Below are 25788 nucleotides of genomic sequence, written 5' to 3' on the forward strand. Positions count from 1 at the left end.
TCCGCCGGAGGATCCGCATCGGTTAGCGTCGTCGCGTGAGATTCGAGCGGGTCTGTCCAGATCCCGGATGGTTGCGCCTGCTGATCGTGGCCGCGGGGTTGACGTGGGGCATCGTGGCGTACGTCCGCGACCTGCTCCAGTCCGATCCCAAGCCGGCGCTGCACGGCGAGGGCTTGCTGGTGGTCGTTCTGAACGTCATCGCCTTCGCATGTCTGAGCGCGGGCATCTGGCTCACCCGCTCGCCCCGTGACGCACGGCTCGCGCGGGCGGAATGGGCGCCGCGCTGGCGGGAAGGGACGGTGCTGCTGCTGATCTCGGTGGGAGCGTCGCTGTGGTTGTACGACCTGTCGTCCCGGGAGAACGGCGGCTTCATCTTCGCCATGATCGCCATTTGGGTGCTGCTCAACTTCCTGCCTCTCCGATGGGGGATGGCACTCGCGGCGGTGGCCGTGGCGGCGGTGGGGCTGATCAGCTGGGACATCCAGACCACGGGCACGGACTTCGGGCTCATGGCGGCCTTCGTCGCGGTGGCGCTGGGGGCGATGGCGAACCGGCAGCGCGAGCTGGCTCAGGAGGCGGTCAAGCGGGCGGAGGCCGACACGCTGATCCTGGCCGAGCGGTCGCACATCGCCCGCGAGATCCACGACATCCTGGCGCACTCGTTGTCCGCGCAGGTCGTTCACCTGGAAGGGGCGCGGATGTTGCTGGCACGCGACGGCGACCGCGTTCAGGCGCTGGACCGGGTCGAACGCGCGCAGCGGCTGGCCCGCTCGGGTCTGGAGGAGACGCGGCGCGCGCTGGCCACACTGCGCGGGGACTCGCCCCAGCCCGAGGAGGCGCTGACGGAGCTGGCCGAGGAGTTCCGGGTCAGTACGGGCCGCCCGTGCGAGACCGAGGTGTCGGGCACCCCTCGCGAGCTCTCACCGCAGGCCGGGCTGGCCGTGATCCGCACGGCACAGGAGGCGTTGACGAACGTCCGCAAGCACGCACCGGGTGCCCGCGTCCAGCTGCACCTCGCCTATCTCGACGGGCGGGTGGAGCTTGAGGTCACCGACACGGGCGGCACCGAAGATGCGATCGCGGCGGATCTGGGCGGCGGGTACGGACTGGTGGGGATGCGTGAGCGCGCCGAGTTGATCGGTGGGACCCTGGACACCGGGCCGCAGGGGAAGGGGTTCCGAGTGTCGCTGCGAGTGCCTGTATGAGCGCCGCCAGGACGCGCGTGCTGGTCGTCGACGACCAGACGGTGGTCCGTGAGGGGCTGCTCCTGTTGCTGGAACTGCTGCCCGGGATCAACGTGGTCGGCTCTGCGGCCGACGGTGAGCAGGCGGTGGCCAAGGTGGCCGAGCTGGCGCCGGAGGTCGTGCTCATGGATCTGCGGATGCCCCGGGTCGACGGGGTCGAGGCGACCCGGCGGATCAAGGCCGCGCATCCCGAGGTGGAGATCGTCGTGCTCACGACGTACGCCGATGACGAGTCCATCTTCGCGGCGCTGCGCGCCGGGGCCCGCGGTTACCTCACCAAGGACGCCGGGGGCGAGCAGATCGCCGCCGCCGTCGAGACCGTGCGGAACGGCTCGTCCCTGCTCGACCCCGCCGTGCAGCGCCGGCTGGTCGAGGCCGTCGCGGCGGGCGAGCACGCGGGCGAGAAGCAGGTCCGGCACGGCGACCTGCCCGACGGGCTCACCCGCCGCGAGGGCGAGGTCCTCGCACTGATCGCGCAGGGCCGGTCCAACGCCGAGATCGCCGGAGACCTGTTCATCACCGAGGCCACCGTCAAGACCCACATCAACAACCTCTTCGCCAAGGCCGGGCTGCGCGACCGGGCACAGGCCGTCACCTATGCCTTCCGCCACGGCCTCGCCGGTTGAACGGGCAACCAAGTCCTGGCTAGTCAGAGATATCTGTCAAGAACTTGTCAGGCCCTGTTGCGTCGGAGGGCATGATCGGGACTACGCTTGCGAGCATGCCGCCAACCGCAGATCGGCCCCCCGCACATCTGACCGACGGTGACGACGACATGTCCGCGCGGCTCCCGGCCACAGCCTGGGCGGTACTGGGGATCCTGTCCTTCGGCGAGGAGCTCACCGGCTACGAGGTCCGGCAATGGGCCGACCACATCCTCCGGTTCTTCTACTGGAGCCCGGCGATGAGCCAGATCTACTCCGAGCTCAAGCGGCTCGAGCAGGTCGGGTACGCCGCCTCGCGCACGGTGACGGGCGACGACACCCGGACCAAGCGTGTCTACAGCATCACTGGCGCGGGCCGGAACGCACTCTCCCACTGGGTCGAGGACGCGCCCGTCGAACAGCCCGTCCTCAAGCACGGTGCGGCGCTGCGCGTGTGCCTCGGCCACCTGACCACACCCGAACGGCTCCGCGAGATCGTGTCCCAGCACCGCGACAACGCCCAGCGCCTGCACGACGAGGCCGAGTGTTCACGGCAGAGGGCAGCGGAGATGCCCGGCTGGGTCTATCCGGAGCTGGTGGCACGCTGGGCGGCCCGCTACTACGCCGCGGAGTGCGACCTCGCCGAACGGATGCTCACCGACCTCGACGAGCTGCCCTGATCGTTCCCGCGGTCAACGCGGGGGAGGCGCTCGGCAAGGGCTGGGTCAAGTCCGCCACCGTCCCGGAGTCGGCTGCTCACCATGGGAAATGATTCCCCGTCCGGTAAGCCCGAAAGGACGTTGGCGTGCCCAAGACCTGGATGATCGCGGACTACCTGCGGCCGTACGCCCAATGGCGCATCAACCGGGCCGAGGCGCGAGACGACGGGCGCAACGCCCGGGCGGCGATCGGCCTGATCGACGCCGCCGCCTACTGCCTGCAGAAGGACGACAGCGAGCGCGTCATCGTCCGCATGGCCATCGCGGGCTGCTTCGCCCTCGGCCGGTTCAACCCGGGCGCGGAGGGCGAACACATCATTCGTTACTGGCACTACGACGACCAGGGCGGCAGCCCCGCCGAACTCCTGGAGGCGCTGGCCGCCGCAGCCGAACGGGGGCTCCAGCCCGGGAAGGCACGGCAGGGTCTGCCACGCCCTGGTCTGCCACGCCCCCGGGTCAGTGCCGGTTAGCGATCTCAGCCCGGCTCGTTGCCGGGCTTCCACTTGACGCCACAGCCGAGACTGGGCGTGTGCGGCTCGGGTACGGTCTCGCCTGCCAGCACGTGGTCGAGTGCTGCCCGGAGCGTGGAGCCGTCGGCAGGCAGGTCGTTGCGCGGTCGGGCACCGTCGAACTCGCCGCGGTAGGCCAGCCGCCGTTCCGCGTCGTACAGGAAGAAGTCCGGCGTGCACGCGGCCCGGTAGGCCCGCGCGACCTCCTGCGACTCGTCGACGAGGTAGGGGAAGCCGAACCCGGCCCGCTTGGCCTGCTCGCGCAGGTGGTCGGCGCCGTCGTCGGGGTAGTTGACCACGTCGTTGCTGCAGATCGCGACGGTGGTGAGGCCGCGGGCCGCGTACTCGGCCGTCACCGCACCGATGGCGTGCTCGATGCGGCGTACGTAGGGGCAGTGGTTCGACAGGAACACCACCAGCAGCGCGGGCGCACCGGCGAAGTCCTCCGGTGAGACTTCGCCTCCGTCGATGGACGGCAGCGCGAACGAGGGTGCGGGCGTCCCGAGCGGGACCATGAACGAGGAGATCGCCATGCGCCCATTCTTACCCGGACGGCCGGGGCGCGGGCCCCACCCCGCCGGACCTCGACGGCGAACTCCCCGCGGCGGCTGGCTTGACCAAACGTTCGCTTGGTAATTTGAGATCATGCCGACTCAGGAGCACATGAAGGCCGTGTTGCAGGCGTACATCGACGGCTTCAACGCCGGTGACCCCGCCGCGGTCTCGGGGTTGTTCGCGGATGACGCGGTGATCGAGGATCCGGTCGGACAGCCGCAGATCCAGGGCCGCGCGGCGATCGACGAGTTCTACGTCAACGCCATCGGCTCAGGCGCGAAGCTGTCTCTCGACGTCCCGATCCGCGGCTCGCACGGGACGAGCGCGGCCATGGCCTTCACCGTGGACGTCCCGGCCATGGGGCTGCGCATCCGCGCCATCGACGTCATGACGTTCGGTGAGGATGGCAAGGTCACCAGGATGGAGGCCTTCTGGGGGCCGGACGACATCGAGCAGTGACGACATCGCGCGCCGGTATTGCGCGCCGACGTCAGACGTCGGGCAGGCGGTAGTGCGACTTGCACCGCAGTGCGTCAGGTCTGGCGGGTCCGATAGGCGTTGACCTTGTTGCGGTTGCCGCAGCGTTCCATGGAGCACCAGCGGCGCTTGCCGGGGCGCGAGGTGTCGACGAACAGCAGGAGGCAGTTGGATGCCGCACACTCCCGGACACGGTCGCGGTGGGGACCGGTGAGCAGATCGATCGCCTCGTGGGCGGCCGCCCCGAGGATCTGGGTGCCGGTCACCGGGCCCGCCCACGCGCGCCGGCCGGTGACGGGGTCGATACGCGGGCGGGGGACGGGTCCGGCGGCATCGTTGATCGTTTCGAGGGCGTCCGCCGGGAGGTCCTGGTCGTGGGCGAGAGCGAGGGCGACGCTCAGCATCGTGTCCCGGAACGCCTTGACGGCGCTCAGTTCGGCGGGGCGGACGCGCAGATCGTCGAGGGGGGCGATGGCGGCGAGGCGCGACTCCTTGAGCCAGCCGGCCAGGTCGTCCGGCGTGTGCAGGATCTCCCAGTACGCGTACACGCCTGGGCCGCCGGTCAGCAGGAGTTCGAGACAGAAGGCGCCCGGATCGAACGTGAAGCTCTGCCCGTCGCGGCCCGTCAGTACCCTCGCCATCGCCGTCACGTAACCACAATATCCGGTGTCACGACCGCGACCCGTTCACACGTACCGGGCTCAGCGTGACTTCGGCCGGCGGGGGGTCTCCTCGCCGGCCAGTTCCTTGACGGCCTCGATCCCGGCGTCGGCGGTGCGGCGGAGGAAGCCGGCGAGCAGTTCCAGTTCGGCCTGCTCGTAGCCGCCGCAGATCTGGTCGAGCGACGCGTTCATCCCCGCGAACAGCCCCAGCAGCTCGGCGTTGCGCTCGCGCACAGCCCGGACCTGGACGGCGCGGCGGTCCTGGGGGTCGCGTTCGCGCACCACCCAGCCGCCTCGTTCGAGCCGGTCCAGGATGCCCGTCAGTGTGGCGGGGTGCAGCCCGGCGCGGCGGGCCAGCGCGCTCGGGGTCAGGGGTCCGTGCGCGTTCACGAGATCCAGGCAGTCAAGGTCGACGTCCTTGAGTTCGAGATGCGCTCCGACCTGCCGGTTGAGGAGCGAGAGCTGCAGGCTCAGCTCGCGCAGTGCTTCACGGAGGGTGACGGTGGCCCGCCTTCGGTCGGCAGGTGTTACGGAAGTCATATTGTATGTCTCTCAAATCAATATGTTACGGTTTCCATATCTTACGGCAATGGAGGTATCCGCATGATTCTGGTGACCGGGGCGACGGGGGTCGTCGGGCGCAGCGTGGTGAAGCTGCTGCTGGAGGCGGGTGAGGAAGTGACGGCCGTGACCCGTTCGCCGGAGTCCGCCGACCTGCCCGAGGGCGCGAAGGTGGTCTCGCAGGCTTCGGACATGGCCGGTGTGGAAGCGATCCTCATCGCACCGCGGGCGGTCGGCGAGACCATCGGGGAACTGCTCGTGGCGGCGGCCGCGCAAGGCGTCAAGCGAGCGGTGCTGCTGTCCGCGGTCACCGTGGAGTACGGAGGCGGATACGAACGCTTCGCCGCCGCGTTCAAGGCCGCCGAGAAGGCCGTGGACGCCTCCGGCCTGGAGTGGACCTTCCTGCGCTGTGCCGACTTCGCGGCCAACAACCTGGCCTGGGCTCCGCAGATCCGCGCCACCGGAGCCGTTCGCGGCGCGTACGGCGATGCGGCGTCCTCGTCCATCCACGAGCGCGACATCGCCGAAGTCGCCGTCCGGGCGCTGCTCGACTCCGCACACGCCGGCCGTGCGTATGCTCTGACCGGCCCGGAGTCCCTCAGCCAGCGCGACAAGGTCCGCCTCATCGGTGAGGCCATCGGCACCGGCCTGATGTTCACCGAGGTGCCCCCTGAGGAGGTCCGCGAGGGCATGCTCGCCCAAGGCGTGCCCGAGGACGTGCCCGACCGCATGCTCGGCTACCTGGCCACCTGCGCCGAGCAACCGGGGCCGTCCACCGGCACGGTGGCGGAGGTGCTGGGCCGCCCGGCGCTCACGTACGCCAGGTGGGCCGCCGACCACGCGGCGGAGTTCGGCGGCCGGTCATGAGCGCTCTGGTACGCGGCGCGCGGTTCGTCAGCGTGCTCTTCGGCGGCGTCTTCGCCGGATTCCTGGTCGCGGTCCTTGTCCTGGAACTGTCGCTGCGGAGCTACGACGGCCGGGTGTACGCGCAGGTCAGACAGGTCGAGCTCGACTCGCTCGACAGGCTCGCCGGGGCCACCCTCCTCCCCGCGCTGATCGCGACGGCGTTGCTGGCCGTCGCCGCGTTCCGGACGCGGGAAGGCGGCCGGTGGCCGGTGTTGTCGGCGCTCGCGCTGCTGGTGCTGGTCTTCGTGCTGACGATGGTGGTCAACTACCCGATCAACAACGACCAGGCCGACTGGAACGTGCAGGCTCCTCCGGCCGGCTGGGCGGACGACCGGGACCGGTGGCAGATCGCGCACGCCGTCCGTACCGTCGCTGCGGTGTGCGCGTTCGGCTGCCTGATCCTTGCCCGGCGATCGGATACCCGGGTGGACACTCCCGCGATCGAACGTCCGGCCGGTGCGTTGGCATCATGATCGGATGGACGAGACCGCAAGGACTGAACCGCCGCTGGTCGGAGATGAGCGTGCGACGCTGACCGGATTCCTGCAGTGGCATCGCGAGACCTTCGCCTGGAAGTGCGCGGGCCTGACGACCGAGCAGCTGCGTGAACGGAACGTCCCGCCGTCGAAGCTCTCCCTGCTCGGGCTGGTCAGGCACATGGCCGAGGTCGAACGGGGCTGGTTCCGGAGGGTGCTGCGCGGCGAGGACATCCCGTTCCGCTGGAAGCGGGGCCCCGGGGACGACTCGCCCTTCGAGGCCGACGAGGCCGATCCCGGCGAGGCGTTCGCGGCCTGGGAGGAGGAGTGCGCGCTGGCCTGCGAGATCGTGGACGCCACCGAGTCACTCGACACGACCGCGGAGTTCGAGGGCACGGTCTACTCGCTGCGCTGGATCCTCACCCACATGATCGAGGAGTACGCGCGCCACAACGGGCACGCCGACCTCATCCGGGAACGCATCGACGGCGCCACCGGCGAATAGCGAGCGGGCCCAACGGGCCGCCCAAGGCGGCGATCGGCTTGCTCAGCCTTTCGCCCGAACCGTCGCGGCGGCCCAGCTCCTCCGGGACCTCCAGCGGTTTGCCGGTGGACGAGGCGGCGCGGACCGGGGTCACACCGGCCCAGGCCATCAGCAGGGTGTCTTCACCCTTGAGGAAACGGTGCGAGCGCACGCCGCCGGTGGCGCGGCCCTTGGCCGGGTATTCGGCGAAGTCGGCTACCTTGATCGCGCCCGTCTGGGTGCCGGGCAGGGCCGAGGACGACCCGGAGATCGTCACGACCCGGGCATCCCACTCGGGATCGACGGCGCCGAACCAGACGACCCGTGCGCCGGACGCCAGCTTGATGCCCGCCATGCCGCCCGCGGCCCGGCCCTGCGGCCGGACGAGCGATGCCTGGAAGTGCAGGAGCTGGGAATCGGTGGCGATGAAGACCAGGTCCGTCTCCTCGGTCTCCAGATGGACGGCGCCGACGACCTTGTCGCCGTCCTTGAGCGCGATCACCTCGAAGTCGTCCCGGTTGGCGGGATAGTCGGGCACCACCCGTTTGACCACGCCCTGCTCGGTGCCCAGTGCCAGCCCGGCGCCCACGTCGTCCAGGCTGCCGAGCCCGACCACGGTCTCGCCCGGCTCCAGCACCACGAACTCGCTGAGCGGCGCGCCGCCGGCCAGCGACGGCGGGGTGGAGGTCGGCGGCAGCGTCGGCAGGTCGAGCACGTCCACCCGGATCATGCGGCCCGCCGATGTCACCGCGCCGATCTGGCCGCGGGCCGTCGCGGGCACCACCGACACCAGGACGTCGTGCGGCGACCGCGTGCCCTCGGCCGGCAGCGCGTCGGCCGAGTTGGTGCGGGCCAGCAGCCCGGTCGAGGACAGCAGCACCAGGCACGGGTCGTCGGCGACCTCCAGTGGCACGGCGGCGGACCGGGTCTGGCCGGACGCCTCCAGCAGCACGGTCCGGCGCGGCGTCGCGAACTCGGCGGCCACGTCGGCCAGCTCGCCCGACACGACGGCGCGCAGCTTGGGCTCCGACTCCAGGATCGCGGTCAGCTCGGCGATCTCGCGTGCCAGCTGCTCCTTCTCCTTTTCCAGCTCCAGCCGGTCGTAGCGGGTGAGGCGGCGCAGCGGGGTGTCGAGGATGTACTGCGCCTGGATCTCGGAGAGCTGGAAGATCTGCATCAGCCGCTGCTTGGCCTGCGCGGCGTCGTCGCTCTGCCGAATGACCTGGATGACCTCGTCGATGTTGAGGAGGGCGATCAGCAGGCCGTCCACCAGGTGGAGACGGTCTTCGCGCTTGGTGCGGCGGAACATCGACCGGCGGCGCACCACGTCGATGCGGTGGTCGACGTACACCTGGAGCAGCTCGCGCAGCCCCAGCGTGCGCGGCTGGCCGTCGACCAGCGCCACGTTGTTGATGCCGAAGGTCTCCTCCATCGGCGTGAGCCGGTAGAGCTCCTCCAGCACGGCCTCGGGGTGGAAACCGTTCTTGATCTCGATGACCAGGCGGAGCCCGACGTTGCGGTCGGTTAGGTCCTTGAGGTCGGCGATGCCGTTGATCTTTTTGGCGTTGACGAGCTCTTTGATCTTGGCCTTGACCCGTTCCGGGCCGACCGCGTAGGGCAGCTCGCTGACCACGATGCCCTTGCGGCGGGGGGTGACGCTCTCGATGTGGGCGGTGGCCCTCGTCCGGAACGTCCCGCGCCCGCGCTCGTAGGCGTCGCGGATGCCCTCCAGGCCGACGATCTTGCCGCCGGTCGGCAGGTCGGGGCCGGGCACGTAGCGCATGAGGTCGTCGAGTGACGCCTCGGGATGGTCGATCAGATGCCGCGCGGCCGCGATCACCTCGCCGAGGTTGTGCGGCGCCATGTTGGTCGCCATGCCGACCGCGATGCCCGCCGCCCCGTTGACCAGCAGGTTGGGGAACGCGGCGGGCAGGACCTCCGGCTCGGTCTCCTGGCCGTCGTAGTTGGGCCGGAAGTCGACGGTGTCCTCGTCGATGGAGGTCACCATCTGCATGGCCGCACGCGACAGCCTGGCCTCGGTGTAACGCATGGCGGCCGGCATGTCGTCGCCGCCGAGCGAGCCGAAGTTGCCGTGCCCGTCGACCAGCGGCATCCGCATGGACCACCACTGGGCCATCCGCACCATCGCGTCGTAGATCGCGCTGTCGCCGTGGGGGTGCAGTTTGCCCATGACCTCGCCGACGACGCGGGCGCACTTGACGTGCCCCCGGTCGGGGCGCAGGCCCATGTCGTTCATCGAGTAGAGGATGCGGCGCTGCACGGGCTTGAGCCCGTCGCGCGCGTCCGGCAGCGCCCGCTGGTAGATGACCGAGTAGGCGTACTCGAGGAAGCTGCCGCGCATCTCCTCGGAGACATCGACATCGATGATGTTCTCTTCGAAGTCCGGCGGCGGTGGAGGGGCTTGGGATCCGCGTCGTGCCATGGGCAACATTGTGGCCGGTCTCTGGGACATTTTTGCACCCAACCCGGTCCGGCGCGCCGCATGGAGGTTCTCGGATGAGCTCATTGGCGGATTTTCAGAACGAGATCTACCTGGCGGGGCTGGGGGAGGTGCTGCCGGGGTTCCCCACCGACCTGACCAGGCTGGAGGCGCTTGCCGAGCGTCGGCTCTCCGCGCCGGCGTTCGGGTACGTGGCGGGGTCGGCGGGGAGCGAGTCCACCGCGCGGGCCAACCGGGAGGCCTTCGACCGGTGGCGGATCGTGCCTCGAATGTTGCGTGACGTGGCCGAACGTGACCTGTCGGTGGAGGTTCTCGGGACGGTGATGTCGGCTCCGGTGGTGCTGGCCCCGATCGGGGTGCAGTCGATCTTCCATCCGGAGGGGGAGCTCGCCGTGGCGCGGGCGGCGGCGTCCACCGGGCTGACGATGGTGCTGAGCACGGCCGCCTCGCACGCCATGGAGGAGGTCGCGGAGGCGAACGGGGAGGGTTCCCGCTGGTACCAGCTCTACTGGCCCAAGGACCGGGAGCTGGCCGTCAGCTTCCTGGAACGGGCGAAGGCGGCTGGTTACACGGCCCTCGTCGTCACGCTCGACACGTTCACCCTGGCCTGGCGGCCGCGCGATCTCGACCAGGCGTACCTGCCGTTCCTGCGCGGCATCGGCGTGGCCAACTACTTCAGCGACCCGGTCTTCCAGAAGGCCGTCGGCGGGCCCGTGACCGACGCCAACCGGGACATGGCGCTGGTCCACTGGGTCGCCAATTTCGGCAACCCGTCGCTGACGTGGAGTGATCTGGTGTTCCTGCGGGAGCACTGGGACGGGCCGATCGCGCTCAAAGGCGTCCAGCATCCTGATGACGCCCGTCAGGCGGTGGACGCGGGCATGGACGGGATCATCGTCTCCAACCACGGCGGCCGCCAGGTCGACGGGGCCATCGGGTCGCTGGACGCGCTGCCGGGCGTCGTCGAGGCGGTGGGCGACCAGGCGGCCGTGCTGTTCGACAGCGGCATCCGTACGGGCTCCGATGTGGCGAAGGCACTGGCCCTGGGCGCCAAGGCGGTCCTGGTCGGCCGGCCGTACGCCTATGGCCTGGCGCTCGGCGGGGAGGTGGGCGTCCGGCATGTGCTGCGGTGTCTGCAGGCTGAGCTGGAGCTGACATTGACTTTGGCCGGCGTGACGCGGCCAGGGGAGCTCGGTCCGGACTTCGTCGTCCCTGCTCCGTGACATTTGGCCCCGTGACATTTGTCATGGGTGGCCCCCGCTTATGTCATGGGGCATTCCTGACGGGCGTGACTGCACGTTCGAGCACATGATCGGCAGCATGGGATCATGCGGGCGAATGTGATCGAAGTGCGCGAACTGCAGGTCCGCCTCGGCGAGAACGAGGTCCTGCGCGGCGTCTCGTTCGCCGTCGCCAAGGGGGAGATCTACGCGCTGCTCGGCGGCCACGGAGCGGGAAAGACCACGCTCCTGGAGGCCGTCGCGGGCTCCCGCCGGCCGACCTCCGGGACCGTGCGGGTCCGCAGGGCCGACCCGTACCGCGACGCCGTGCGCTCGGGTGCCGTATGGCGGGACGGCGGGCTCTTCCCCGGCCTGACGGTCGCCGAGGTCGTCGACACCTGGCGGCGCTGGACGCTCGACCCGCTGACCCGGGACGAAGCCCTGCGGCTCACGGGATTGGGTGCGCAGGCGGACGTTCCGTTCGAGCGGCTGAGCGCCGGTCAGCGGCGGCTGCTCGACCTGGCGCTCGCCCTGGTGGGCCGGTCCGACGTGTTGTTCCTGGACGAGCCGACCGCGGGGCTCGGCGAGCACGACGTTCGCCGGATCTGGTCGGTGTTGCTCTTCCTGGCGGCGAACGGGGTCACGGTGCTGCTGACCACGCGTGACGTGGACGAGGCCTGCCGCGCGGACCGCATCGGGGCCATGGACAAGGGACGCCTGCCCGTCGGCCAGAGCTCCGCGCGAGTCCGGGCCGCCTAAGCGAGCCGCTAAGCGAGCTGCCTAGCGAGGGGATCGGCTGACCCCGCTCGTCACAACTGAACGCAGACGCCCTGGCCGGGTCACATACTCTGGAGCCCCTCTGTCCTTCGGAGACGCAGGTGCAACCCAGGATCCCCCGGCCCACGGTGGTCGCCGCGGCCATTGTGGCGCTCACGCTGGTGACGCTGACGGGTCTCCTGGCGCCCGCGCTCTGGTACGAGCTGATCGAGCGGCGGGAGCCGGGGCGCCTTGTGGCCGGCGGAGCGGGCGTTGTGGCGATCTTCGTGCTCTACGCGCGGCTCTTGTGGCTCAACCTGATGCGCCGCACGGCGCCCGTCCACAGTCTCGGCCTGGCCGCGATCGGCGGGCTGTGCTGGGTGCTCCCGGCCGTGCTGGGCGGCGACGCCGGCTGGGGCAACCTGCTGATGGTGCCGGCCGGCCTGATCGCCGTCGTCCTGCCGCTCCGCCATGCCGTCCCGGTCACCGCCGTGGGGACCGTCCTCACGCCGGTGTACGGCCTGCTGCTGGGCCTTCCCGCGCTGAGCGTCCTGTACGAGGCGATCGGCTTTCCGATCACGGCCTTCTCGGGGTACGTGACCGTCTGGCTCTTTCACATCGTGCAGGAGCTCAGGGAGGCGCGCGCCGAGCTGGCCCGTTCGGCAGTTGGGCAGGAGCGCCTGCGCTTCGCCCGCGACCTGCACGACGTCCTCGGTCACAGCCTGCAGGCGGTGGCGCTGCGCGCCGAGGTGGCCGAACGGTTCGTCGACCGGGACCCGCCGCGCGTCCGCAAGGAGCTGACCGAGATCCAGACGATGGCGCGGGACGCGGTCCGGGACGTGCGGGAGGTCGTCCGCGGCTACCGGGCGACGTCGCTGCGCACTGAGCTGGAGGGCATCTCCGCCGTCCTCCAGGCCGCCGGCATCCGCTGCGACCGGCCCGCGATACCGGACCTGCCCGCCCACGTGCACGAACCCCTCGGCTGGGTCGCCAGGGAGGCCGCCACCAACATCCTGCGGCACAGCGGCGCCTCCTGGTGCCGGATCACCCTGGCCGCCGACTCCCGCGTCCACCTGGAGATCGTCAACGACGGCGCCGACCGCCGGTCGCACACGCCGGGCACCGGATTGCAGGGGCTGGCCGAACGCGTCGCCGCGGCCGGGGGCGAGCTCGCGGCCGGGCCGGACGGCGACGGCACGTTCCGCGTACGGGCCTCGGTGCCCCTGGAAACGAGAGAGTCATGATCCGGGTCCTGCTCGCCGACGACCACGCCCTCATCCGCGAGGCCCTCGTCCTCCTTCTCGAAACCGAGGACGGCATCGAGGTCGTCGCCGACGTGGGCCGTGGCGACGAGGCCGTCGACCTGGCCCGCAAGCTCGTCCCGGACGTGGCCGTGCTCGACATCGACATGCCCGGGCTGGACGGGCTGGCGGCCGCCGAGCGCCTCGCCCGCGAGCTTCCCGCCTGCAAACTGGTCATCGTCACGGCCCACGGCCGCCCAGGCAACCTCCGCCGCGCCATGGGCGCCGGCGTCCGCGGCTTCCTCGGCAAGGACGCCCCCGGCGCCCGCCTCGCCCAGGTCATCCGCCAGGTCTGCGACGGCGCCCGGTACATCGATCCGCAGCTAGCCGCCGACGCGCTCGCCGCCGAGGAGTGCCCCCTCACCCCGCGCGAGCTGGACACGCTCCGCGCCGCGGCCGACGGCGTTCCGATCTCGCGCATAGCGCGTTCCCTCGGTCTCTCCGAAGGAACGGTCCGCAACTATCTGTCCGCGGCCGTCACCAAGCTGGGCGTGGACAACCGCCATGCGGCGGTACGAGCGGCCCGCGACCTCGGCTGGCTCTGAAACATCACCGCAACCCATCGCCGTCGTTGATCCTTTAGCCTCCCCGCAGGCCCCCGAAAGGATCTTGATGCTGCCCCGCCGACTCACCGCGCTCACCGCCACTGCGGCCCTGACTGCGGCGCTCCTGCCGACCCCCGCCGCCAGCGCGGCTCCGTCCCGCCGCGTTCCCCAGGTCGCGGGTCTGGGCGTCGCCGACATCCGCGCGCTGCTCACCACCCGCAAGGTCACCTCGGTTCAGCTCGTTGAGGAGTACCTGCGCCGGATCAAGGCGTACGACACCGCAGGTCCTGGCCTCACCGCCGTGATCAGGGTGAACGAGCGCGCGCTCGCCGACGCCAAAAGGCTGGACGCCGAACGCCGTCTCGGCCGGGTCCGCGGGCCGCTGCACGGCGTCCCGATCGTGCTCAAGGACAACTTCGATACCGCGGACATGCCCACGACCAGCGGCTCGGCCGCCCTCCGCGAACTCCAGCCGCCGGACGACGCCGAGCAGGTGCGCCGCCTCCGCAAGGCGGGCGCGATCGTGCTGGCCAAGACCAACATGCACGAGTTCGCGATGAACATCTACACGATCAGCTCCCTCGGCGGTCAGACCCGCAACCCCTACGACCCGGCGCGGCATCCCGGCGGCTCCAGCGGCGGCACCGGCGCGGCCGTCGCGGCGGCCTTCGCCCCCGTCGGGATGGGGACCGACACCTGCGGATCGATCCGCATCCCGGCTGCGCACAACAACCTCGTGGGCCTGCGGCCGACCCTCGGCCTCTCCAGCCGCGACGGCGTGGCGCCGCTCGCCGGGACACAGGACGTGGCCGGCCCGATCGGCGTCTCCGTCCGCGACGTGGCGCTCGTGCTCGACGCGACCGCCGGCTACGACCCCAAGGACCCGGTCACGCGGGCCGCGATCGGCAGGACGCCGCGCAGCTACGAGAAGACGCTCCGCAAGAGCTCCCTGCGCGGCAAGCGGATCGGGATCTTCACCGACTACCTTGCGACGGCCACGAGCGACGAGCAGGAGACGACGGCCCGGGTCCGCGCCGCCGTCGCCCGGATGGCCGAGCTCGGCGCCCGCACGGTCGAACTCGGTGCGCAGCCGGAGATCCTCGCCACGGCGGCGGGCGCCAACCGGGTCCGCGACGAGTTCGAGCGCGACCTCAACGCCTATCTGGCCTCGTCCGCCCAGGGCCGCCCCGCCTCGCTGGCGCGGCTGGAACCCCCGTACGACCAGATCACGCTCGCCGACATCGCCACGTCAGGGCAGGTCACGCCAAGCGTGCTGTCCACCCTGAAGGCCTGGGTCGGGAGCCCGCCGCTGCCCAACCCGTCGTACGAGGAGAAGCTGCGCCAGCGCGACATCCTCAAGCAGCGCATCACCGACCTGATGCGGGCGCACGACCTGGACGCGATCGTCTACCCGAGCATCACCCGGCCGCCCACGGAGATCGGCGTTACGCAGTCGTATCTGAACTGCAGGCTGGCCTCCTACAGCGGCTTCCCCGCGCTGAGCGTGCCCGCTGGGTTCACCGCAGGAGGCCTTCCGGTGGGCGTGGAGTTGCTCGGCCGCCCGTTCACGGAGCCGAGCCTCCTCGGCATGGGCTACGCCTACGAGCAGGCGACCCGGCACCGCACGCTCCCGCCGACCACACCGCCGCTCTGATCACCTGCCGCTCTGATCAGCCGCTGTTCCGATCATCGGTGCGTGAGGATCAGGGCGCCGCGCTTGGTGATCGGAAGCGGCGTCCTGACCCGGCCCGAGGCGTCGATGGCTGCCTGGCGCGGGACCTGGCGCGCGATCAGGTAGTCGCGGACGGCGTCGCGGTCCGGGAGCGTGATCAGCGCGGCGTCCCACCGTTCCACCTCGACCGCGCCGAAGACGGCGGCGACAAGGTCTGGAGCCTCTTCGGCGTCGAAGGGCGTGGGCGCGCGGTGCCACACATCGGCGAGCTCCGGGCTGTCGTCGCGGGCAATGGCCGACGCGATGAACACACCGCTTGGGGCAAGGACTCGGCGGGCCTCCTGGAGAGCCGGTACCGGATCGTCCAGGTGGTAGAGCACGTTGATGGCCAGGGCGGCGTCGAAGACCCCTGAGGCGAACGGCAGGCGGGTCGCCTCGGCCAGGACCACGGGACGCGGATGTGCGCCGAGCATCGTGATCGAGGCGTCCACGCCAACGAGCCGCTGCGGGGGGAGGCCGGCAGGCCGGGCGGGGCGGGAGGAGCGGAGCGCCGCCGCGAGGGCGCCCTCCCCGCAGCCGACATCGACGATCATGTTGTGGCGGATCAGCCTGGCGGCGAGATGCTCGTACAGGCTCGGTGCCGTCAGATGACGCTCGGTGATGCGCGAACCAAGGCGGAAACGCCCGGGATCGTCGTCATAGTCCGGCGGCACGGCCACCTGGCCAGTGTGTCAGGACGAGCTGCTCCGGAAGCGGTCGAGATCAGCGCGCGCCACGGCAAGATCGGCGCTGACCCTGGAGACGTGCTCGCTGAGCGTGCCGACCTGGCGCTGGAGGTTGGCGCGGTCCTGTTTGAGGTCGGCGAGCTCCTCCTTGCTCTCCACCAGCTCCCGCCGCAACATCGTGACGACCTGGTCGGCGGTGTCGACCGCGACCGAGTCGCTCTGCCGGTCGAGCTGGCGGAGCTCGCCGCGCCGGCGGAACACCGCGACCATGGCCTGGACGATCGTGCCGCCCGCGGCGACCTGGGCGATGGAGACGATGATGTTGGCGGTGTTCATGCGGCCTCACGCCCTTCCTGCGCCACGTCGCGGGCGCGGTTCATGATGGCGTGGGCCTTGAGCAGGCAGCCGATGGTGAGCGCACCCGAGATGGTGCCGGCGGCCAGCCCGTGCGTGCGCAGGCCGGTGATGACCGTGAGGCAGTAGAACGCGTAGCCGCCGGTGATCAGGTAGAGGCCGGGGACCTCGATCACCAGCCGCCGTGCGTACAGCCCGTAGAGGTTGACGAGGCCGCCCACCGTGAACATCGCCCCCCACAGGTGGGCGATTACGTTGGCGTGACCGGCCAGGCTGTTGGTCATGCCCTGGCTGACGCCGTCTCCGATGATCATGCCGAGCGCGCCGAGGATGATCGCGGCCACCGCGATCATCGTTCCGAAGGGATTCCAGGACAACAAACCTCGCCATCCCATGGGTGTCTCCTGTCGCCGAAGTCTCCTTGTCGTCCGGAAATTAACACAAATAGTGATCGCTAGTAACCATATGTAATCGAATTGATGTACGCGCAGTTAGTGACACATATACGCGGAGTCATAGACGGTCGGCGGCGACGCGCCAGCGACCGTGCGCGGTGGACGCGGTCAGTGCCTGGTCACGGCTCTAGGCGGTGGAACGGAGCGCTCCAAGTGGCTGGCCGAGATCGAGCGAGCCGAGGACCGAGCCGTCCTCCGAGAGCGCCTCGACGACCGGGGCGCGGCGTGCTCCCCAGACCACCACGGCGTGACCGTGCGCGGGCACGCTCATGAACCGGTTGCCGACGTGCAGCCGTGCCACCTCGGCCGAGACCTGCAGCCGCGCTTGGCTGACCCACTTGGCGCCCCAGGGCAGCAGCCGGTCGGCATTGCGGACGGTCTTGCCTGTGCCGTACGTCAGGAGGTGGTGCCCGCCGAGCTCGGACGCGGTGCGGCGGGCCAGTGGCCGGTCCGGCGCCGCCCCTCCGCCGCCGCCCAGCTCCATCCACTCGCCGTTGCGGCGGTGGAACGTGGTGCCCTCGATGAACAACCCGAGCGGCTCGCGGCACAGGAAGGTGACGACGGCGACATCGCCGTCCACATCGACGCCGAGCGGCAGGAAGCCCGTCTCGTCGTCGAACTCGGCTGGCGCGGGCTCCGGCATCCCTTCGCGCAGCAGCCGGAGGAGCTCGTCGTACAGCTCGTGGTCGGTCATCTCCGGAAACCTCTTGATCGTGCTCGTGCCGGACAGCGGAACGGGCCCCTCCGAAGCCGGAAGAGGCCCGATGTCGAAACCCCACTCTAAGGGTCGGAGTCGGCTGATTTCACCTGATCGAATGACGTTTCAGCCCACCAGTGCGGCACTCGCCATCTTCTTCCTCGAGAGCCCTTTAGCGCGTCGCCGACTTTGGCGTGGGCCGCTCTGGTGTGGGCCGCTCAGGCGTGGTTGGCCTTGGCGCTGGTCGCTATGGTGCTGGCTGCTTTGGTGTTGGCCGCTTTGGTGTGGGCTGCGCAGGCCACGGACGGCCAGCGCGGCGCACAGCGCGGCGAGCGGGAGCTCCACACCAGCCGCCAGGCCCACGGCCGTCGCCCGCTCGGCACCCCCGGCCGACGTGGTCACATCGAACCAGGCGTCCATCACCAGCAGCGCGGCCGTCGCGGCGGCGGTGAGGGTGTGCCGGGAGTCCTTCCGCCGCAGCAGGACGCCCGTGCTGACCAACCCGGCCGCCAGCATCGTGTCCAGGCCGACCCACGCCGTGGACCAGTTGGAGACCTCCGTGGTGGACGGCAACCGGGTCGCGAGCACGTACATCCACGGCACCATCGCCGCTCCGGCGCCGGTCAGCGCCCATCCCAGGACGCCGGTACGCGTCCGCTGCGCAGGTTCGTAACTCATGCTCCAAAGCCTGGCCGCGTTGTACGTCACCTTCAGTAACGCCGATATCCGACATGGGGTGGCACTAGGTTCACCCTCGATCCTCACGTGCACTGCATGGCGGCACCTCAACAGGGCCAATACGGTGTTGCCTCATGGCATCCATCTCTGCGCTGAGGCGTGCGCGCACGCACGCTCCGTGGTCAGCGGCGACGTGGCGGGACACCACGTTCGTCGTCTCAGGGGTGCCGCTGCAGCTCGCGGTCTGGTTGCCGTTCTGGGCTCCGTACCGCTTCTGGTGGATCTCGGCGATCGTGGTGCTGCTCCTGGCGCATCCGCTCACCCGGGCCCACCGCGAACGGTTCTGGGCGATGCTGGGCGTGGAAATCCCGCTGCTCCCGCGCAAGGACCAGTACGGCCCTGGCTGGCAGGGCGCCCTGCGCCAGTTGCGCTCATGGACCGCCTGGCGGGTGCTTCTCTATCACGTACTCGTTGGGCCGCTCATCGCGGCGGGCGGGCTGCTGACCCTGTGGGTATGGGCGGCGGGTGTCGCGATGGCTGCGCTCCCCACGTTCGCCTGGGCACTTCCCGACTCCAGCAGGCTGTCGCTTAACAACCATGGCGCCACCACCGTCGCGGTCATCTGCGTTGGTGGAGTGTTGCTGTTGCTGGCGGCGCCCTGGCTGGCGGCATGGGTGACTCGCCTCGACACGCGTGCCGGGGTCGCCCTGCTGGGGCCGAGCCGTGCCGAGGAGCTTGCCCGGAAGGTCGAGGACCTCGCCGAGAAACGCGCCAGCGTCGTGGACGCGGCCGACCTCGAACGACGCCGCATCGAGCGGGACCTGCACGACGGCGCGCAGCAACGGCTCGTCTCGCTGGCCATGAACCTCGGCTTGGCCCGGGAGACCCTCACCGACATCCCGGACGAGGCGATGCAGGTCATCGTCGAGGCGCACGAGGAGGCCAAGGAGGCGCTCACCGAGCTGCGCAACCTCATCCGCGGCCTGCATCCGGCCGTCCTGGAGGACCGCGGCCTGGACGCCGCCCTCTCGGGGGTCGCCGCCCGCGTTCCGCTGCCCGTACGGCTGCGGGTGGACGTGGCGCAACGGGCGTCCTCGACCGTTGAGGCCGTGGCCTACTTCGTCGTCTCCGAGGCGCTCACCAACGTGGTCAAGCACGCGAAGGCGACGAAGGTGGAGATCGACGTGGACCGGATCGGCGACCTCCTCCGGGTGGCCGTCACCGACGACGGAATCGGCGGCGCCATCCCCTCCTCCTCCGCTGCCGCCGGTGCCAGCGCGACCGGTGGTGCCAGCGGGACCGGTGGCGCTGGCGGGACCGGGTTGGCGGGGCTGGCGCGGCGCGTGCAGTCCGTGGACGGTACGTTCCGGATCACCAGCCCCGCCGGGGGACCGACCACCATCACCGTGGAGTTGCCGTGCGCATTGTGATCGCCGAGGACTCGGTGCTGCTGCGAGCCGGGCTGACCAAGCTCGTGGAGACGGCCGGATTCGAGGTCGTGGCGGCGGTCGGCGAGGCCGAGGGGCTGCTCGCGGCGGTGGAACGGCACCGGCCGGACGCGGCGATCGTGGACGTGCGGATGCCGCCCGGCTTCACCGACGAGGGGATCCGCGCCGCGCTGGTCATCCGCCGGCAGTGGCCCGAGGTCGCGGTGCTGGTCCTGTCGCAGTACGTGGAGGAGCGGTACGCGGCGGACCTGCTGGCCGCCAACACCAGCGGGGTCGGCTACCTGCTGAAGGACCGCGTCGCCGACGTCTCGGTCTTCCTCGACGGGCTGCGGCGCGTGGCCACCGGCGGCACCGCGCTCGACCCCGAGGTGGTGTCCCAGCTGCTGCTGCGCCGCAACAGCGATCCGCTCGAACGCCTGACGCCGCGCGAGCGTGAGGTGCTGGAGCTCATGGCCGAGGGCCGTTCCAACGCGGGCATCGCCGAGAAGCTGGTCGTCAGCGACAGCGCGGTGGCCAAGCACATCAACAACATCTTCGCCAAGCTCGACCTGCCCCACGCCGAGGCTGACCACCGCCGGGTCCTAGCGGTGCTGAGGTTCCTGCGAGGGGGCGACCCGACATGATGATGACGGAACCGCGCACGGCCGAGACTCCGCCGACCCCGCCTGGCTCGCCGACCCCGCCCAGCCCGGCGACCCAGCCGGAACGCCCTCGCCGCAGGGGCGTCTGGATCGTGCTGGCGGTGCTCACCGCGATCGTGGTGGTGCTCCCCACCGGCATTGCGACACTGGGCCGCCTGTTCGAACGGACCGAGCGTTCGACCGAGACCGTGCCGGGCGCGATCAAGGCGCTGGAGATCGACGCGGGCAGCGCGGGGGTCGCGATCGGCGCCGGATCCACCGGCCGGGTCAAGCTCCACAGCACCCTCACGTGGTCGGTCACCAAACCGAAGGTCATCAAGAGCATGCAGGCCGGCACCCTCAAGATCCTGGTCGTCTGCGATGACAAGGTGGCCCCGTACGGCGACTTCGGTTGCGCGGCCGACCTCGACCTGCAGGTGCCACCGGAGGTGTCGGTGCGCGTCCAGGCCACGTCCGGGCAGGTCGTCATCCGCGACATCGCCGGGGACATCCGCATCCACGGCACCTCGGGCGCGGTCAAGCTGGACCACCTGCGCGGCAGGGTCTGGGCGGGGACCAACTCCGGCTCGATCGAGGGCCGCGCCCTGGCCTCGCCGGAGGTGGATGCGGGCGTGCGTTCCGGCTCGGTCGATCTGTCGTTCGTGGATCCGCCGCAGAAGGTCAACGTGAGGACGGGCTCCGGCGCCGCGACCGTCACGGTTCCGCGCGGCACCCACTACCGGGTGGACGGCTGGACGGGGTCGGGCGACCGAGAGATCGACGGCGCCCTGGAGGACAACGACGCGACCGGCCAGATCAGCGTCACCACCGGCTCGGGCTCCGTCCGTGTCGGCTACCCGAAGTGACAGTGACGCAGGTCATAGGGGGTGTCCTAGGGGGTACGGCCGATTTGCGTCATCTATGTCGAACAGGTTTACTGATGACATCATGATCGACGTACGCACCCGCCTCATGCGCGGCCCGCAACCACCGCGGGCCATGCGCTGTGCGTGCTGTCGGCGAATGTGTGACCGCTGAGGGCCCCTGCCAGAGCCTCGCGCCCCGAAGCGAGCGAACTCCGACCCCCGAGCCTCACATGATCTTCGAATTGCATCTGCTGAGCCACGCGCCGTGGCCGCCCGGCCGCTCGTAGAGACCGCGTAGCACGCTCCCCGCGTAGCCCGCCTCCCCGCGCAGCACGCTCCCAGCGTTCCAGCAGCGTTGCCAGCGGCGTTCGTTCCTGTCCTGATCACCTGCTCCGCCTGACGGCGGGGACTTCCGCACGGATGAATTCCCTTGATTCAGATCGAAAAACTTCGAAAGGCCTACCGCGCCCGTGGGCGTGAGGTGGCCGCCGTCGACGGCGTCGACCTGGAGGTCCGCGAGGGCGAGATCTTCGGCGTCCTCGGCCGCAGCGGCGCCGGCAAGAGCACCTTGCTCCGCTGCGTCAACCTCCTGGAGCGACCCGACACCGGGCGCGTGGTCGTTGACGGGCAGGACCTGCTCGCGCTCCCGGGTGGTGAGCTGCGCAAGGCCCGCCAGGGCATCGGCATGATCCACCAGCACTTCGGCCTGCTCGGCAGCCGCACGGTCGCCGGGAACGTGGCGTTCCCGCTGGAGGTCATGGGCGTGCCCAGGGCCGAGCGTGCGCAGCGGGTGGCGGAGCTACTGGAGCTCGTCGGCCTGAGCGAGCACGCCAATGCCTACCCTGCGCAGATCTCCGGCGGGCAGAAGCAGCGCGTCGGCATCGCCCGGGCGCTCGCGGGACGGCCCAAGGTGTTGCTGTCCGACGAGGCCACCTCGGCGCTCGACCCGGAGACCACGGCCTCGATCCTCGAACTGCTGCGCGACCTCAACCGCCGCCTCGGCCTCACGGTGTTGCTGATCACCCACGAGATGGACGTGGTCAAGCGCATCTGCGACTCGGCCGCGATCATGCGCGACGGCCGGGTGGTGGAGTCGGGCAAGGTCCGTGACCTGCTGCTGCGGCCGGGTTCCGAACTGGCCCGCGGCCTGTTCCCGCTGCCCGAGGCGACCGTCCGGCCCGGCACCACCGTGGCGGACGTGACGTTCGAGGGCGACAGCGCCGACAGGCCGTTCGTGTCGACGCTGGCCCGCACCTACTCCATCGACGTCAACATCCTCGGCGGCGCCGTCGAGGAGATCGGCGACGCCCGCATCGGCCGGCTGCGCATCGAACTCCCCGGCGACCCCCAGATCAACGCGGCCCAGCTCGCGCACCTGCGCGACTCCGGGCTGACCGTCGAGGTCCACGGTGAGGCCGCGGCCGACGGCGAGGGCGCCGTCGACGGTGACGCCGCGGTCGACGGTGACGCCGCGGTCCACAGCGAGGCCGCCTTTACGGAAGAGGAGGCGCTCTCATGACCTGGAGCGAAGTGTGGCCGCTCCTCTGGCCGGCCACAAAGGAAACTCTCACCATGACCGCCGTGGCGACGGCGTTCACAGCGGTGCTCGGCACCCTTCTCGGAGTCCTGCTCGTGCTCACCGAGCGGGGCGGCCTGCTGCCGGTTCCGCCGCTCAACAAGCTGCTCGGCTTCGTCGTGAACGTGGGCCGGTCGCTGCCGTTCCTCATCCTGATGGTCGCGATCATCCCGTTCACCAAGCTGATCACGGGCACCAGCCTGGGCAACACCGCTGCGATCGTGCCGCTCACGGTCGGCGCCATCCCGTTCTTCGCACGCATGGTCGAGATCGCGCTGCGCGAGGTGGATCCGGGCGTGATCCATGCGGCCCGCGCGATGGGCGCCACCCGCCGGGAGATCGTCGGGAAGGTGCTGTTGCGCGAGGCCCGTCCGGGCCTGGTGTCCGGCCTCACCGTCACGGTGATCGCAGTGATCGGCTACACCGCGATGGCCGGCACGGTCGGCGGCGGCGGCCTGGGCTACCTGGCCATCTCCTATGGCTACGAACGCTTCGAGACCAAGGTCATGGTGGCGACCGTGGTGCTGCTCGTCGCCATCGTGCTGGCCGTCCAGCTGGTCGGCGATCTCCTCGCCCGGCGCCTGAACCACAAATAGTCGGTGACGGCCTCCCCCCGGATAGACCCCATCAAGAGAAAGGCACTCTTCGTGCTTCGCAAGATTACGATCGCGCTGGCCTCCGCCGGATTGCTCGCCGGACTGACCGCCTGCGGCTCGTCCGACGCGTCCGAGGACAAGAACGCGCCGCTCAAGGTGGCCGTCAACCCGGTGCCGCACGGCGACGTCCTCAAGTACGTCAAGGACAGCCTCGCGGCCAAGGCCGGTCTCAAGCTGGACATCGTCACGTTCGACGACTACGTGCAGCCGAACAACGCGCTCAAGGAAAAGCAGGTCACAGCCAACTATTTCCAGCACGTGCCGTTCATGCAGGAGTTCGAGAAGAAGTCGGGCACCAAGCTTGCGTTCGTGGCACCGGTGCACCTGGAGCCGCTGGGGATCTACTCCAAGAAGGTCAAGGACATCAAGGCGCTCGCGCAGGGCGCCACTGTCGCGGTCCCGAACGACCCGGCCAACCAGGGCCGGTCGCTCAAACTGCTGGCCGACAACGGCGTGCTCACCCTCAAGCCGGGCGCGCCCACCAGCGCCACGGAGAAGGACATCGCGGCCAACCCCAAGAGCCTGAAGTTCAAGGCGCTCAAGGCTGCCCAGCTGCCCCGGTCGCTGGACGACGTGGACGCGGCCGTGATCAACGGTAACTACGCCCTCGAAGCGGACCTGGCCCCCAACAAGGACGCGCTGGTCGCGGAGAAGCCCGAGGGCAACCCGTACGCCAACGGCATCGTCACCCTGCCGGAGAACAAGGACGACCCGCGGGTGAAGAAGCTGGTCCAGCTCCTCCAGGGCCCCGAGGTCAAGAAGTTCGTCGAGGACAAGTACAAGGGCTCGGTGCTCATCGCCACGTCGTGACGCGCTGGAGCGGTCACGTCGTGACGCACTGGAGCGCAGGCCCCGGACGGAACTCCGTCCGGGGTCTCCTCGTCTGTACGGGTGCGAAATTCGCTCGCGGTCGGCGGGAAAGGCCTGCCACTCTGAGGCGGGCGGCCAACCGAACGGGGAACTCGTGTCCACACCTGATGGCGAACTCGATCCGGCGTCCGCCCGTTCCATCGCCGCCGCACTCCAGCGCCTGCTGCGCTCCGCCGCGGACCGGGTCAGCGACGACAACGCCCAGTCGCCCCTCATCAGGCGGCTGACCGACCACCTCGGCTGCGAGTTCCACGAGGTGCTCACCGTGGACGAGGACTTCGCCGACTGGGATCACGCCAGCCTGCAGCGCGGTGTGGAGGCGTACCTCGCGGCGTACTCGCCGGGCGCCGAATGGTTCGGGATCGCCGGCGGCGAGCGGCATTTCGACAGCCTCGACTCCATGCTGACCCGCGCGCTCGACTTCGGCTCGTACCGCCTCGGCCGTGCCGACTACGGGACCACCGGGATCGCGCCGGACCAGAACATGGAGGTCGTGAAGCTCGGCATGGTGCCGAGCCGCGCCGCCGACGGCACGCCCGTCGTCCTCGGCGTCCAGACGACCGAGGACTACAACCGGCAGGTCGGCCTGGTCGTCTTCGCCCGGGAACGGGAGGTCGCCACGGCGGTCCGCGACGAGGTGCGCCGCCTCAAGGATGAGCACGACGTCCTGCGCGGCCAGTTCGTGAGCTTCGGCGTCAGCGAGCACATGGAGAACCAGCTGGTCACGTTCCTGCCGCGGCCCTCTCTCACCGCGCAGGACGTGATCCTGCCCGAGGGCCGTCTGGAGGGCATCCAGGCGCACGTCGTCGGCATCGCCGAGCAGGCCGAACGCCTCCTCGCCGCGGGCCAGCACCTCAAGCGCGGTGTGCTGCTCTACGGCCCGCCCGGCACCGGCAAGACCCACAGCGTCCGCTACCTCATCGGTCAGCTCACCGGCTACACGGTGATCCAGCTGACCGGCCCCGCGATGCGCTTCCTCGACAACGCCGTCGCGCTCGCCCGGCGCCTGCAGCCGGCCGTGCTGGTCCTGGAGGACGTGGACCTGGTGGCCGAGGACCGCGAGATGTACGAGAGCTCGCCGATCCTCTTCTCCCTGCTCGACGCGATGGACGGCATCGCCGAGGACGCCGACGTGGTCTTCATGCTCACCACCAACCGCATCGAGGTCCTCGAACGGGCCCTCACCGAGCGCCCCGGCCGCGTCGACCTGGCCGTGGAGATCCCGCGCCCCGACGCCGAGGGCCGCCTGCGCCTGCTGCGTCTCTACGCGCGCCATCTCCGCCTCGACGCCGACCTGGACGCCGTGGTCGAACGCACCGAGGGCGTGACCGCCTCGTTCATCAAGGAACTCCTCCGCCGCGCTGTGCTCGTGGCGCTCCGCACCCAGGAGAACGTCGAGTCCCTCACCGACGAGCACTTCGCCCAGGCGCTGGACGGCATGTCGGCCCCCGGCCAGGGCCTGACCCCGGGCCTCCTCGGCGCCGCCACCGAAGCCGACGACGACCTCGACTTCGAGGACTTCGAAGACACCGCCGACGAGGTCCCGGCTCCCGTGCGTCGCCCGCGCTCAGGACGCTGGTCTCAGTCCCCGCCTTCCTGCTCGTAGCTCCCA

29 protein-coding genes are annotated in these 25788 nt (G+C 70.3%); 20 read left to right on the forward strand and 9 right to left on the reverse strand.

Going from position 1 to position 25788, the window contains the following annotated elements:
- Positions 1-35 precede the first annotated feature (35 nt).
- The 4 genes from ACH34W_RS24155 (at position 36) to ACH34W_RS24170 (ending at position 3077) form a co-directional block, all read left to right on the forward strand.
- Positions 36-1205: a sensor histidine kinase gene (locus ACH34W_RS24155; RefSeq protein WP_395963274.1), complete on the forward strand. Its 1170-nt coding sequence runs from the start codon at positions 36-38 to the stop codon at positions 1203-1205.
- Positions 1202-1870, forward strand: a complete 669-nt coding sequence (locus ACH34W_RS24160) for a response regulator (RefSeq protein ID WP_395963275.1) — start codon at positions 1202-1204, stop codon at positions 1868-1870. The genes ACH34W_RS24155 and ACH34W_RS24160 overlap by 4 nt, the downstream gene beginning before the upstream one ends.
- A gap of 95 nt (positions 1871-1965) precedes the next feature.
- Positions 1966-2568, forward strand: a complete 603-nt coding sequence (locus ACH34W_RS24165) for a PadR family transcriptional regulator (RefSeq protein ID WP_395963276.1) — start codon at positions 1966-1968, stop codon at positions 2566-2568.
- Between the two features lie 125 nt (positions 2569-2693).
- Entirely contained in the window at positions 2694-3077 is a 384-nt protein-coding gene (locus tag ACH34W_RS24170; RefSeq protein WP_395963277.1) for a hypothetical protein, read from the forward strand.
- 5 nt (positions 3078-3082) lie between these two features.
- Here ACH34W_RS24170 and ACH34W_RS24175 read toward each other — a convergent pair whose 3' ends face one another.
- The gene (locus ACH34W_RS24175) at positions 3083-3649 is read right to left on the reverse strand and encodes a thioredoxin family protein (RefSeq protein WP_395963278.1); all 567 of its coding nucleotides are present in this window, start codon (positions 3647-3649) and stop codon (positions 3083-3085) included.
- A gap of 112 nt (positions 3650-3761) precedes the next feature.
- Here ACH34W_RS24175 and ACH34W_RS24180 point away from each other — a divergent pair, with 112 nt between their 5' ends.
- Positions 3762-4130 carry a nuclear transport factor 2 family protein gene (locus ACH34W_RS24180; protein WP_395963279.1) on the forward strand — a complete coding sequence of 123 codons (369 nt, stop codon included), beginning with the start codon at positions 3762-3764 and terminating at the stop codon, positions 4128-4130.
- Positions 4131-4204: 74 nt separating this feature from the next.
- Here ACH34W_RS24180 and ACH34W_RS24185 read toward each other — a convergent pair whose 3' ends face one another.
- Positions 4205-4789, reverse strand: coding sequence for a CGNR zinc finger domain-containing protein (locus ACH34W_RS24185; protein ID WP_395963280.1), 585 nt, complete (start codon positions 4787-4789; stop codon positions 4205-4207).
- Between the two features lie 60 nt (positions 4790-4849).
- A complete protein-coding gene (locus ACH34W_RS24190) occupies positions 4850-5350 on the reverse strand; it encodes a MarR family winged helix-turn-helix transcriptional regulator (RefSeq protein WP_395963281.1) in 501 nt (166 codons plus the stop codon).
- A gap of 63 nt (positions 5351-5413) precedes the next feature.
- Here ACH34W_RS24190 and ACH34W_RS24195 point away from each other — a divergent pair, with 63 nt between their 5' ends.
- Genes ACH34W_RS24195 through ACH34W_RS24205 form a run of 3 tightly spaced genes read left to right on the forward strand, consistent with a single transcriptional unit; the run spans position 5414 to position 7258 of the window.
- Positions 5414-6238, forward strand: coding sequence for an NAD(P)H-binding protein (locus tag ACH34W_RS24195; RefSeq protein ID WP_395963282.1), 825 nt, complete (start codon positions 5414-5416; stop codon positions 6236-6238).
- A complete protein-coding gene (locus ACH34W_RS24200) occupies positions 6235-6750 on the forward strand; it encodes an anthrone oxygenase family protein (RefSeq protein WP_395963283.1) in 516 nt (171 codons plus the stop codon). The genes ACH34W_RS24195 and ACH34W_RS24200 overlap by 4 nt, the downstream gene beginning before the upstream one ends.
- A gap of 4 nt (positions 6751-6754) precedes the next feature.
- Positions 6755-7258, forward strand: a complete 504-nt coding sequence (locus ACH34W_RS24205) for a DinB family protein (protein ID WP_395963284.1) — start codon at positions 6755-6757, stop codon at positions 7256-7258.
- On the opposite strand, the gene ACH34W_RS24210 is transcribed toward ACH34W_RS24205, so the two are convergent.
- Positions 7221-9719: a DNA topoisomerase (ATP-hydrolyzing) subunit A gene (locus tag ACH34W_RS24210; RefSeq protein WP_395963286.1), complete on the reverse strand. Its 2499-nt coding sequence runs from the start codon at positions 9717-9719 to the stop codon at positions 7221-7223. The two genes, ACH34W_RS24205 and ACH34W_RS24210, sit on opposite strands and share 38 nt — an antisense overlap.
- Before the next feature lie 74 nt (positions 9720-9793).
- Here ACH34W_RS24210 and ACH34W_RS24215 point away from each other — a divergent pair, with 74 nt between their 5' ends.
- The 5 genes from ACH34W_RS24215 (at position 9794) to ACH34W_RS24235 (ending at position 15213) form a co-directional block, all read left to right on the forward strand.
- Entirely contained in the window at positions 9794-10960 is a 1167-nt protein-coding gene (locus ACH34W_RS24215) for a lactate 2-monooxygenase (protein ID WP_395963287.1), read from the forward strand.
- 105 nt (positions 10961-11065) lie between these two features.
- Positions 11066-11716 carry an ATP-binding cassette domain-containing protein gene (locus ACH34W_RS24220; protein WP_395963288.1) on the forward strand — a complete coding sequence of 217 codons (651 nt, stop codon included), beginning with the start codon at positions 11066-11068 and terminating at the stop codon, positions 11714-11716.
- Positions 11717-11835: 119 nt separating this feature from the next.
- A complete protein-coding gene (locus ACH34W_RS24225) occupies positions 11836-12957 on the forward strand; it encodes a sensor histidine kinase (protein ID WP_395963289.1) in 1122 nt (373 codons plus the stop codon).
- On the forward strand, positions 12954-13559 hold the full coding sequence (locus ACH34W_RS24230) for a response regulator (RefSeq protein ID WP_395963290.1): 606 nt from the start codon (positions 12954-12956) through the stop codon (positions 13557-13559). The genes ACH34W_RS24225 and ACH34W_RS24230 overlap by 4 nt, the downstream gene beginning before the upstream one ends.
- Before the next feature lie 67 nt (positions 13560-13626).
- Entirely contained in the window at positions 13627-15213 is a 1587-nt protein-coding gene (locus tag ACH34W_RS24235) for an amidase (protein ID WP_395963291.1), read from the forward strand.
- Between the two features lie 32 nt (positions 15214-15245).
- On the opposite strand, the gene ACH34W_RS24240 is transcribed toward ACH34W_RS24235, so the two are convergent.
- The 5 genes from ACH34W_RS24240 to ACH34W_RS24260 form a co-directional block, all read right to left on the reverse strand.
- Complete coding sequence (locus tag ACH34W_RS24240) at positions 15246-15950, reverse strand: class I SAM-dependent methyltransferase (protein ID WP_395963292.1); 705 nt, start codon at positions 15948-15950, stop codon at positions 15246-15248.
- A 12-nt stretch (positions 15951-15962) separates the two neighbouring features.
- Entirely contained in the window at positions 15963-16292 is a 330-nt protein-coding gene (locus ACH34W_RS24245) for a hypothetical protein (RefSeq protein ID WP_395963293.1), read from the reverse strand.
- Entirely contained in the window at positions 16289-16705 is a 417-nt protein-coding gene (locus ACH34W_RS24250; protein ID WP_395963294.1) for a hypothetical protein, read from the reverse strand. The genes ACH34W_RS24245 and ACH34W_RS24250 overlap by 4 nt, the downstream gene beginning before the upstream one ends.
- A 187-nt stretch (positions 16706-16892) precedes the next feature.
- Positions 16893-17459, reverse strand: a complete 567-nt coding sequence (locus ACH34W_RS24255) for a hypothetical protein (RefSeq protein ID WP_395963295.1) — start codon at positions 17457-17459, stop codon at positions 16893-16895.
- Between the two features lie 129 nt (positions 17460-17588).
- Complete coding sequence (locus tag ACH34W_RS24260; RefSeq protein ID WP_395963296.1) at positions 17589-18140, reverse strand: hypothetical protein; 552 nt, start codon at positions 18138-18140, stop codon at positions 17589-17591.
- 134 nt (positions 18141-18274) lie between these two features.
- Between ACH34W_RS24260 and ACH34W_RS24265 the strand changes: the two genes are divergently transcribed.
- From ACH34W_RS24265 to ACH34W_RS24295, 7 genes are all read left to right on the forward strand, one after another.
- Positions 18275-19570 carry a histidine kinase gene (locus tag ACH34W_RS24265; RefSeq protein ID WP_395963297.1) on the forward strand — a complete coding sequence of 432 codons (1296 nt, stop codon included), beginning with the start codon at positions 18275-18277 and terminating at the stop codon, positions 19568-19570.
- A complete protein-coding gene (locus ACH34W_RS24270) occupies positions 19558-20211 on the forward strand; it encodes a response regulator (RefSeq protein ID WP_395963298.1) in 654 nt (217 codons plus the stop codon). Before ACH34W_RS24265 ends, ACH34W_RS24270 begins: the two co-directional genes overlap by 13 nt.
- On the forward strand, positions 20208-21074 hold the full coding sequence (locus ACH34W_RS24275; RefSeq protein ID WP_395963299.1) for a DUF4097 family beta strand repeat-containing protein: 867 nt from the start codon (positions 20208-20210) through the stop codon (positions 21072-21074). Before ACH34W_RS24270 ends, ACH34W_RS24275 begins: the two co-directional genes overlap by 4 nt.
- 430 nt (positions 21075-21504) lie before the next feature.
- On the forward strand, positions 21505-22593 hold the full coding sequence (locus ACH34W_RS24280) for a methionine ABC transporter ATP-binding protein (RefSeq protein WP_395963300.1): 1089 nt from the start codon (positions 21505-21507) through the stop codon (positions 22591-22593).
- Complete coding sequence (locus ACH34W_RS24285) at positions 22590-23246, forward strand: methionine ABC transporter permease (RefSeq protein ID WP_395963301.1); 657 nt, start codon at positions 22590-22592, stop codon at positions 23244-23246. The genes ACH34W_RS24280 and ACH34W_RS24285 overlap by 4 nt, the downstream gene beginning before the upstream one ends.
- 51 nt (positions 23247-23297) lie before the next feature.
- The gene (locus tag ACH34W_RS24290) at positions 23298-24116 is read left to right on the forward strand and encodes a MetQ/NlpA family ABC transporter substrate-binding protein (RefSeq protein WP_395963302.1); all 819 of its coding nucleotides are present in this window, start codon (positions 23298-23300) and stop codon (positions 24114-24116) included.
- A 154-nt stretch (positions 24117-24270) separates the two neighbouring features.
- A complete protein-coding gene (locus tag ACH34W_RS24295) occupies positions 24271-25782 on the forward strand; it encodes an AAA family ATPase (RefSeq protein WP_395963303.1) in 1512 nt (503 codons plus the stop codon).
- Positions 25783-25788 lie beyond the last annotated feature (6 nt).

This window comes from Actinomadura sp. 6N118, from assembly GCF_044326415.1.
GTDB lineage: Bacteria > Actinomycetota > Actinomycetes > Streptosporangiales > Streptosporangiaceae > Spirillospora.

What these genes read in the sequence shown, in the direction of transcription:
- ACH34W_RS24230 (WP_395963290.1), top strand. Translation starts at nt 12,954, where the DNA reads ATGATCCGGGTCCTGCTCGCCGACGACCACGCCCTCATCCGCGAGGCC.
- ACH34W_RS24235 (WP_395963291.1), top strand. Translation starts at nt 13,627, where the DNA reads ATGCTGCCCCGCCGACTCACCGCGCTCACCGCCACTGCGGCCCTGACT.
- ACH34W_RS24215 (WP_395963287.1), top strand. Translation starts at nt 9,794, where the DNA reads ATGAGCTCATTGGCGGATTTTCAGAACGAGATCTACCTGGCGGGGCTG.
- ACH34W_RS24175 (WP_395963278.1), bottom strand. Translation starts at nt 3,649, where the DNA reads ATGGCGATCTCCTCGTTCATGGTCCCGCTCGGGACGCCCGCACCCTCG.
- ACH34W_RS24250 (WP_395963294.1), bottom strand. Translation starts at nt 16,705, where the DNA reads ATGGGATGGCGAGGTTTGTTGTCCTGGAATCCCTTCGGAACGATGATC.
- ACH34W_RS24190 (WP_395963281.1), bottom strand. Translation starts at nt 5,350, where the DNA reads ATGACTTCCGTAACACCTGCCGACCGAAGGCGGGCCACCGTCACCCTC.
- ACH34W_RS24255 (WP_395963295.1), bottom strand. Translation starts at nt 17,459, where the DNA reads ATGACCGACCACGAGCTGTACGACGAGCTCCTCCGGCTGCTGCGCGAA.
- ACH34W_RS24275 (WP_395963299.1), top strand. Translation starts at nt 20,208, where the DNA reads ATGATGATGACGGAACCGCGCACGGCCGAGACTCCGCCGACCCCGCCT.
- ACH34W_RS24180 (WP_395963279.1), top strand. Translation starts at nt 3,762, where the DNA reads ATGCCGACTCAGGAGCACATGAAGGCCGTGTTGCAGGCGTACATCGAC.
- ACH34W_RS24160 (WP_395963275.1), top strand. Translation starts at nt 1,202, where the DNA reads ATGAGCGCCGCCAGGACGCGCGTGCTGGTCGTCGACGACCAGACGGTG.
- ACH34W_RS24200 (WP_395963283.1), top strand. Translation starts at nt 6,235, where the DNA reads ATGAGCGCTCTGGTACGCGGCGCGCGGTTCGTCAGCGTGCTCTTCGGC.
- ACH34W_RS24220 (WP_395963288.1), top strand. Translation starts at nt 11,066, where the DNA reads ATGCGGGCGAATGTGATCGAAGTGCGCGAACTGCAGGTCCGCCTCGGC.
- ACH34W_RS24245 (WP_395963293.1), bottom strand. Translation starts at nt 16,292, where the DNA reads ATGAACACCGCCAACATCATCGTCTCCATCGCCCAGGTCGCCGCGGGC.
- ACH34W_RS24210 (WP_395963286.1), bottom strand. Translation starts at nt 9,719, where the DNA reads ATGGCACGACGCGGATCCCAAGCCCCTCCACCGCCGCCGGACTTCGAA.
- ACH34W_RS24260 (WP_395963296.1), bottom strand. Translation starts at nt 18,140, where the DNA reads ATGAGTTACGAACCTGCGCAGCGGACGCGTACCGGCGTCCTGGGATGG.
- ACH34W_RS24265 (WP_395963297.1), top strand. Translation starts at nt 18,275, where the DNA reads ATGGCATCCATCTCTGCGCTGAGGCGTGCGCGCACGCACGCTCCGTGG.
- ACH34W_RS24165 (WP_395963276.1), top strand. Translation starts at nt 1,966, where the DNA reads ATGCCGCCAACCGCAGATCGGCCCCCCGCACATCTGACCGACGGTGAC.
- ACH34W_RS24185 (WP_395963280.1), bottom strand. Translation starts at nt 4,789, where the DNA reads ATGGCGAGGGTACTGACGGGCCGCGACGGGCAGAGCTTCACGTTCGAT.
- ACH34W_RS24205 (WP_395963284.1), top strand. Translation starts at nt 6,755, where the DNA reads ATGGACGAGACCGCAAGGACTGAACCGCCGCTGGTCGGAGATGAGCGT.
- ACH34W_RS24285 (WP_395963301.1), top strand. Translation starts at nt 22,590, where the DNA reads ATGACCTGGAGCGAAGTGTGGCCGCTCCTCTGGCCGGCCACAAAGGAA.
- ACH34W_RS24195 (WP_395963282.1), top strand. Translation starts at nt 5,414, where the DNA reads ATGATTCTGGTGACCGGGGCGACGGGGGTCGTCGGGCGCAGCGTGGTG.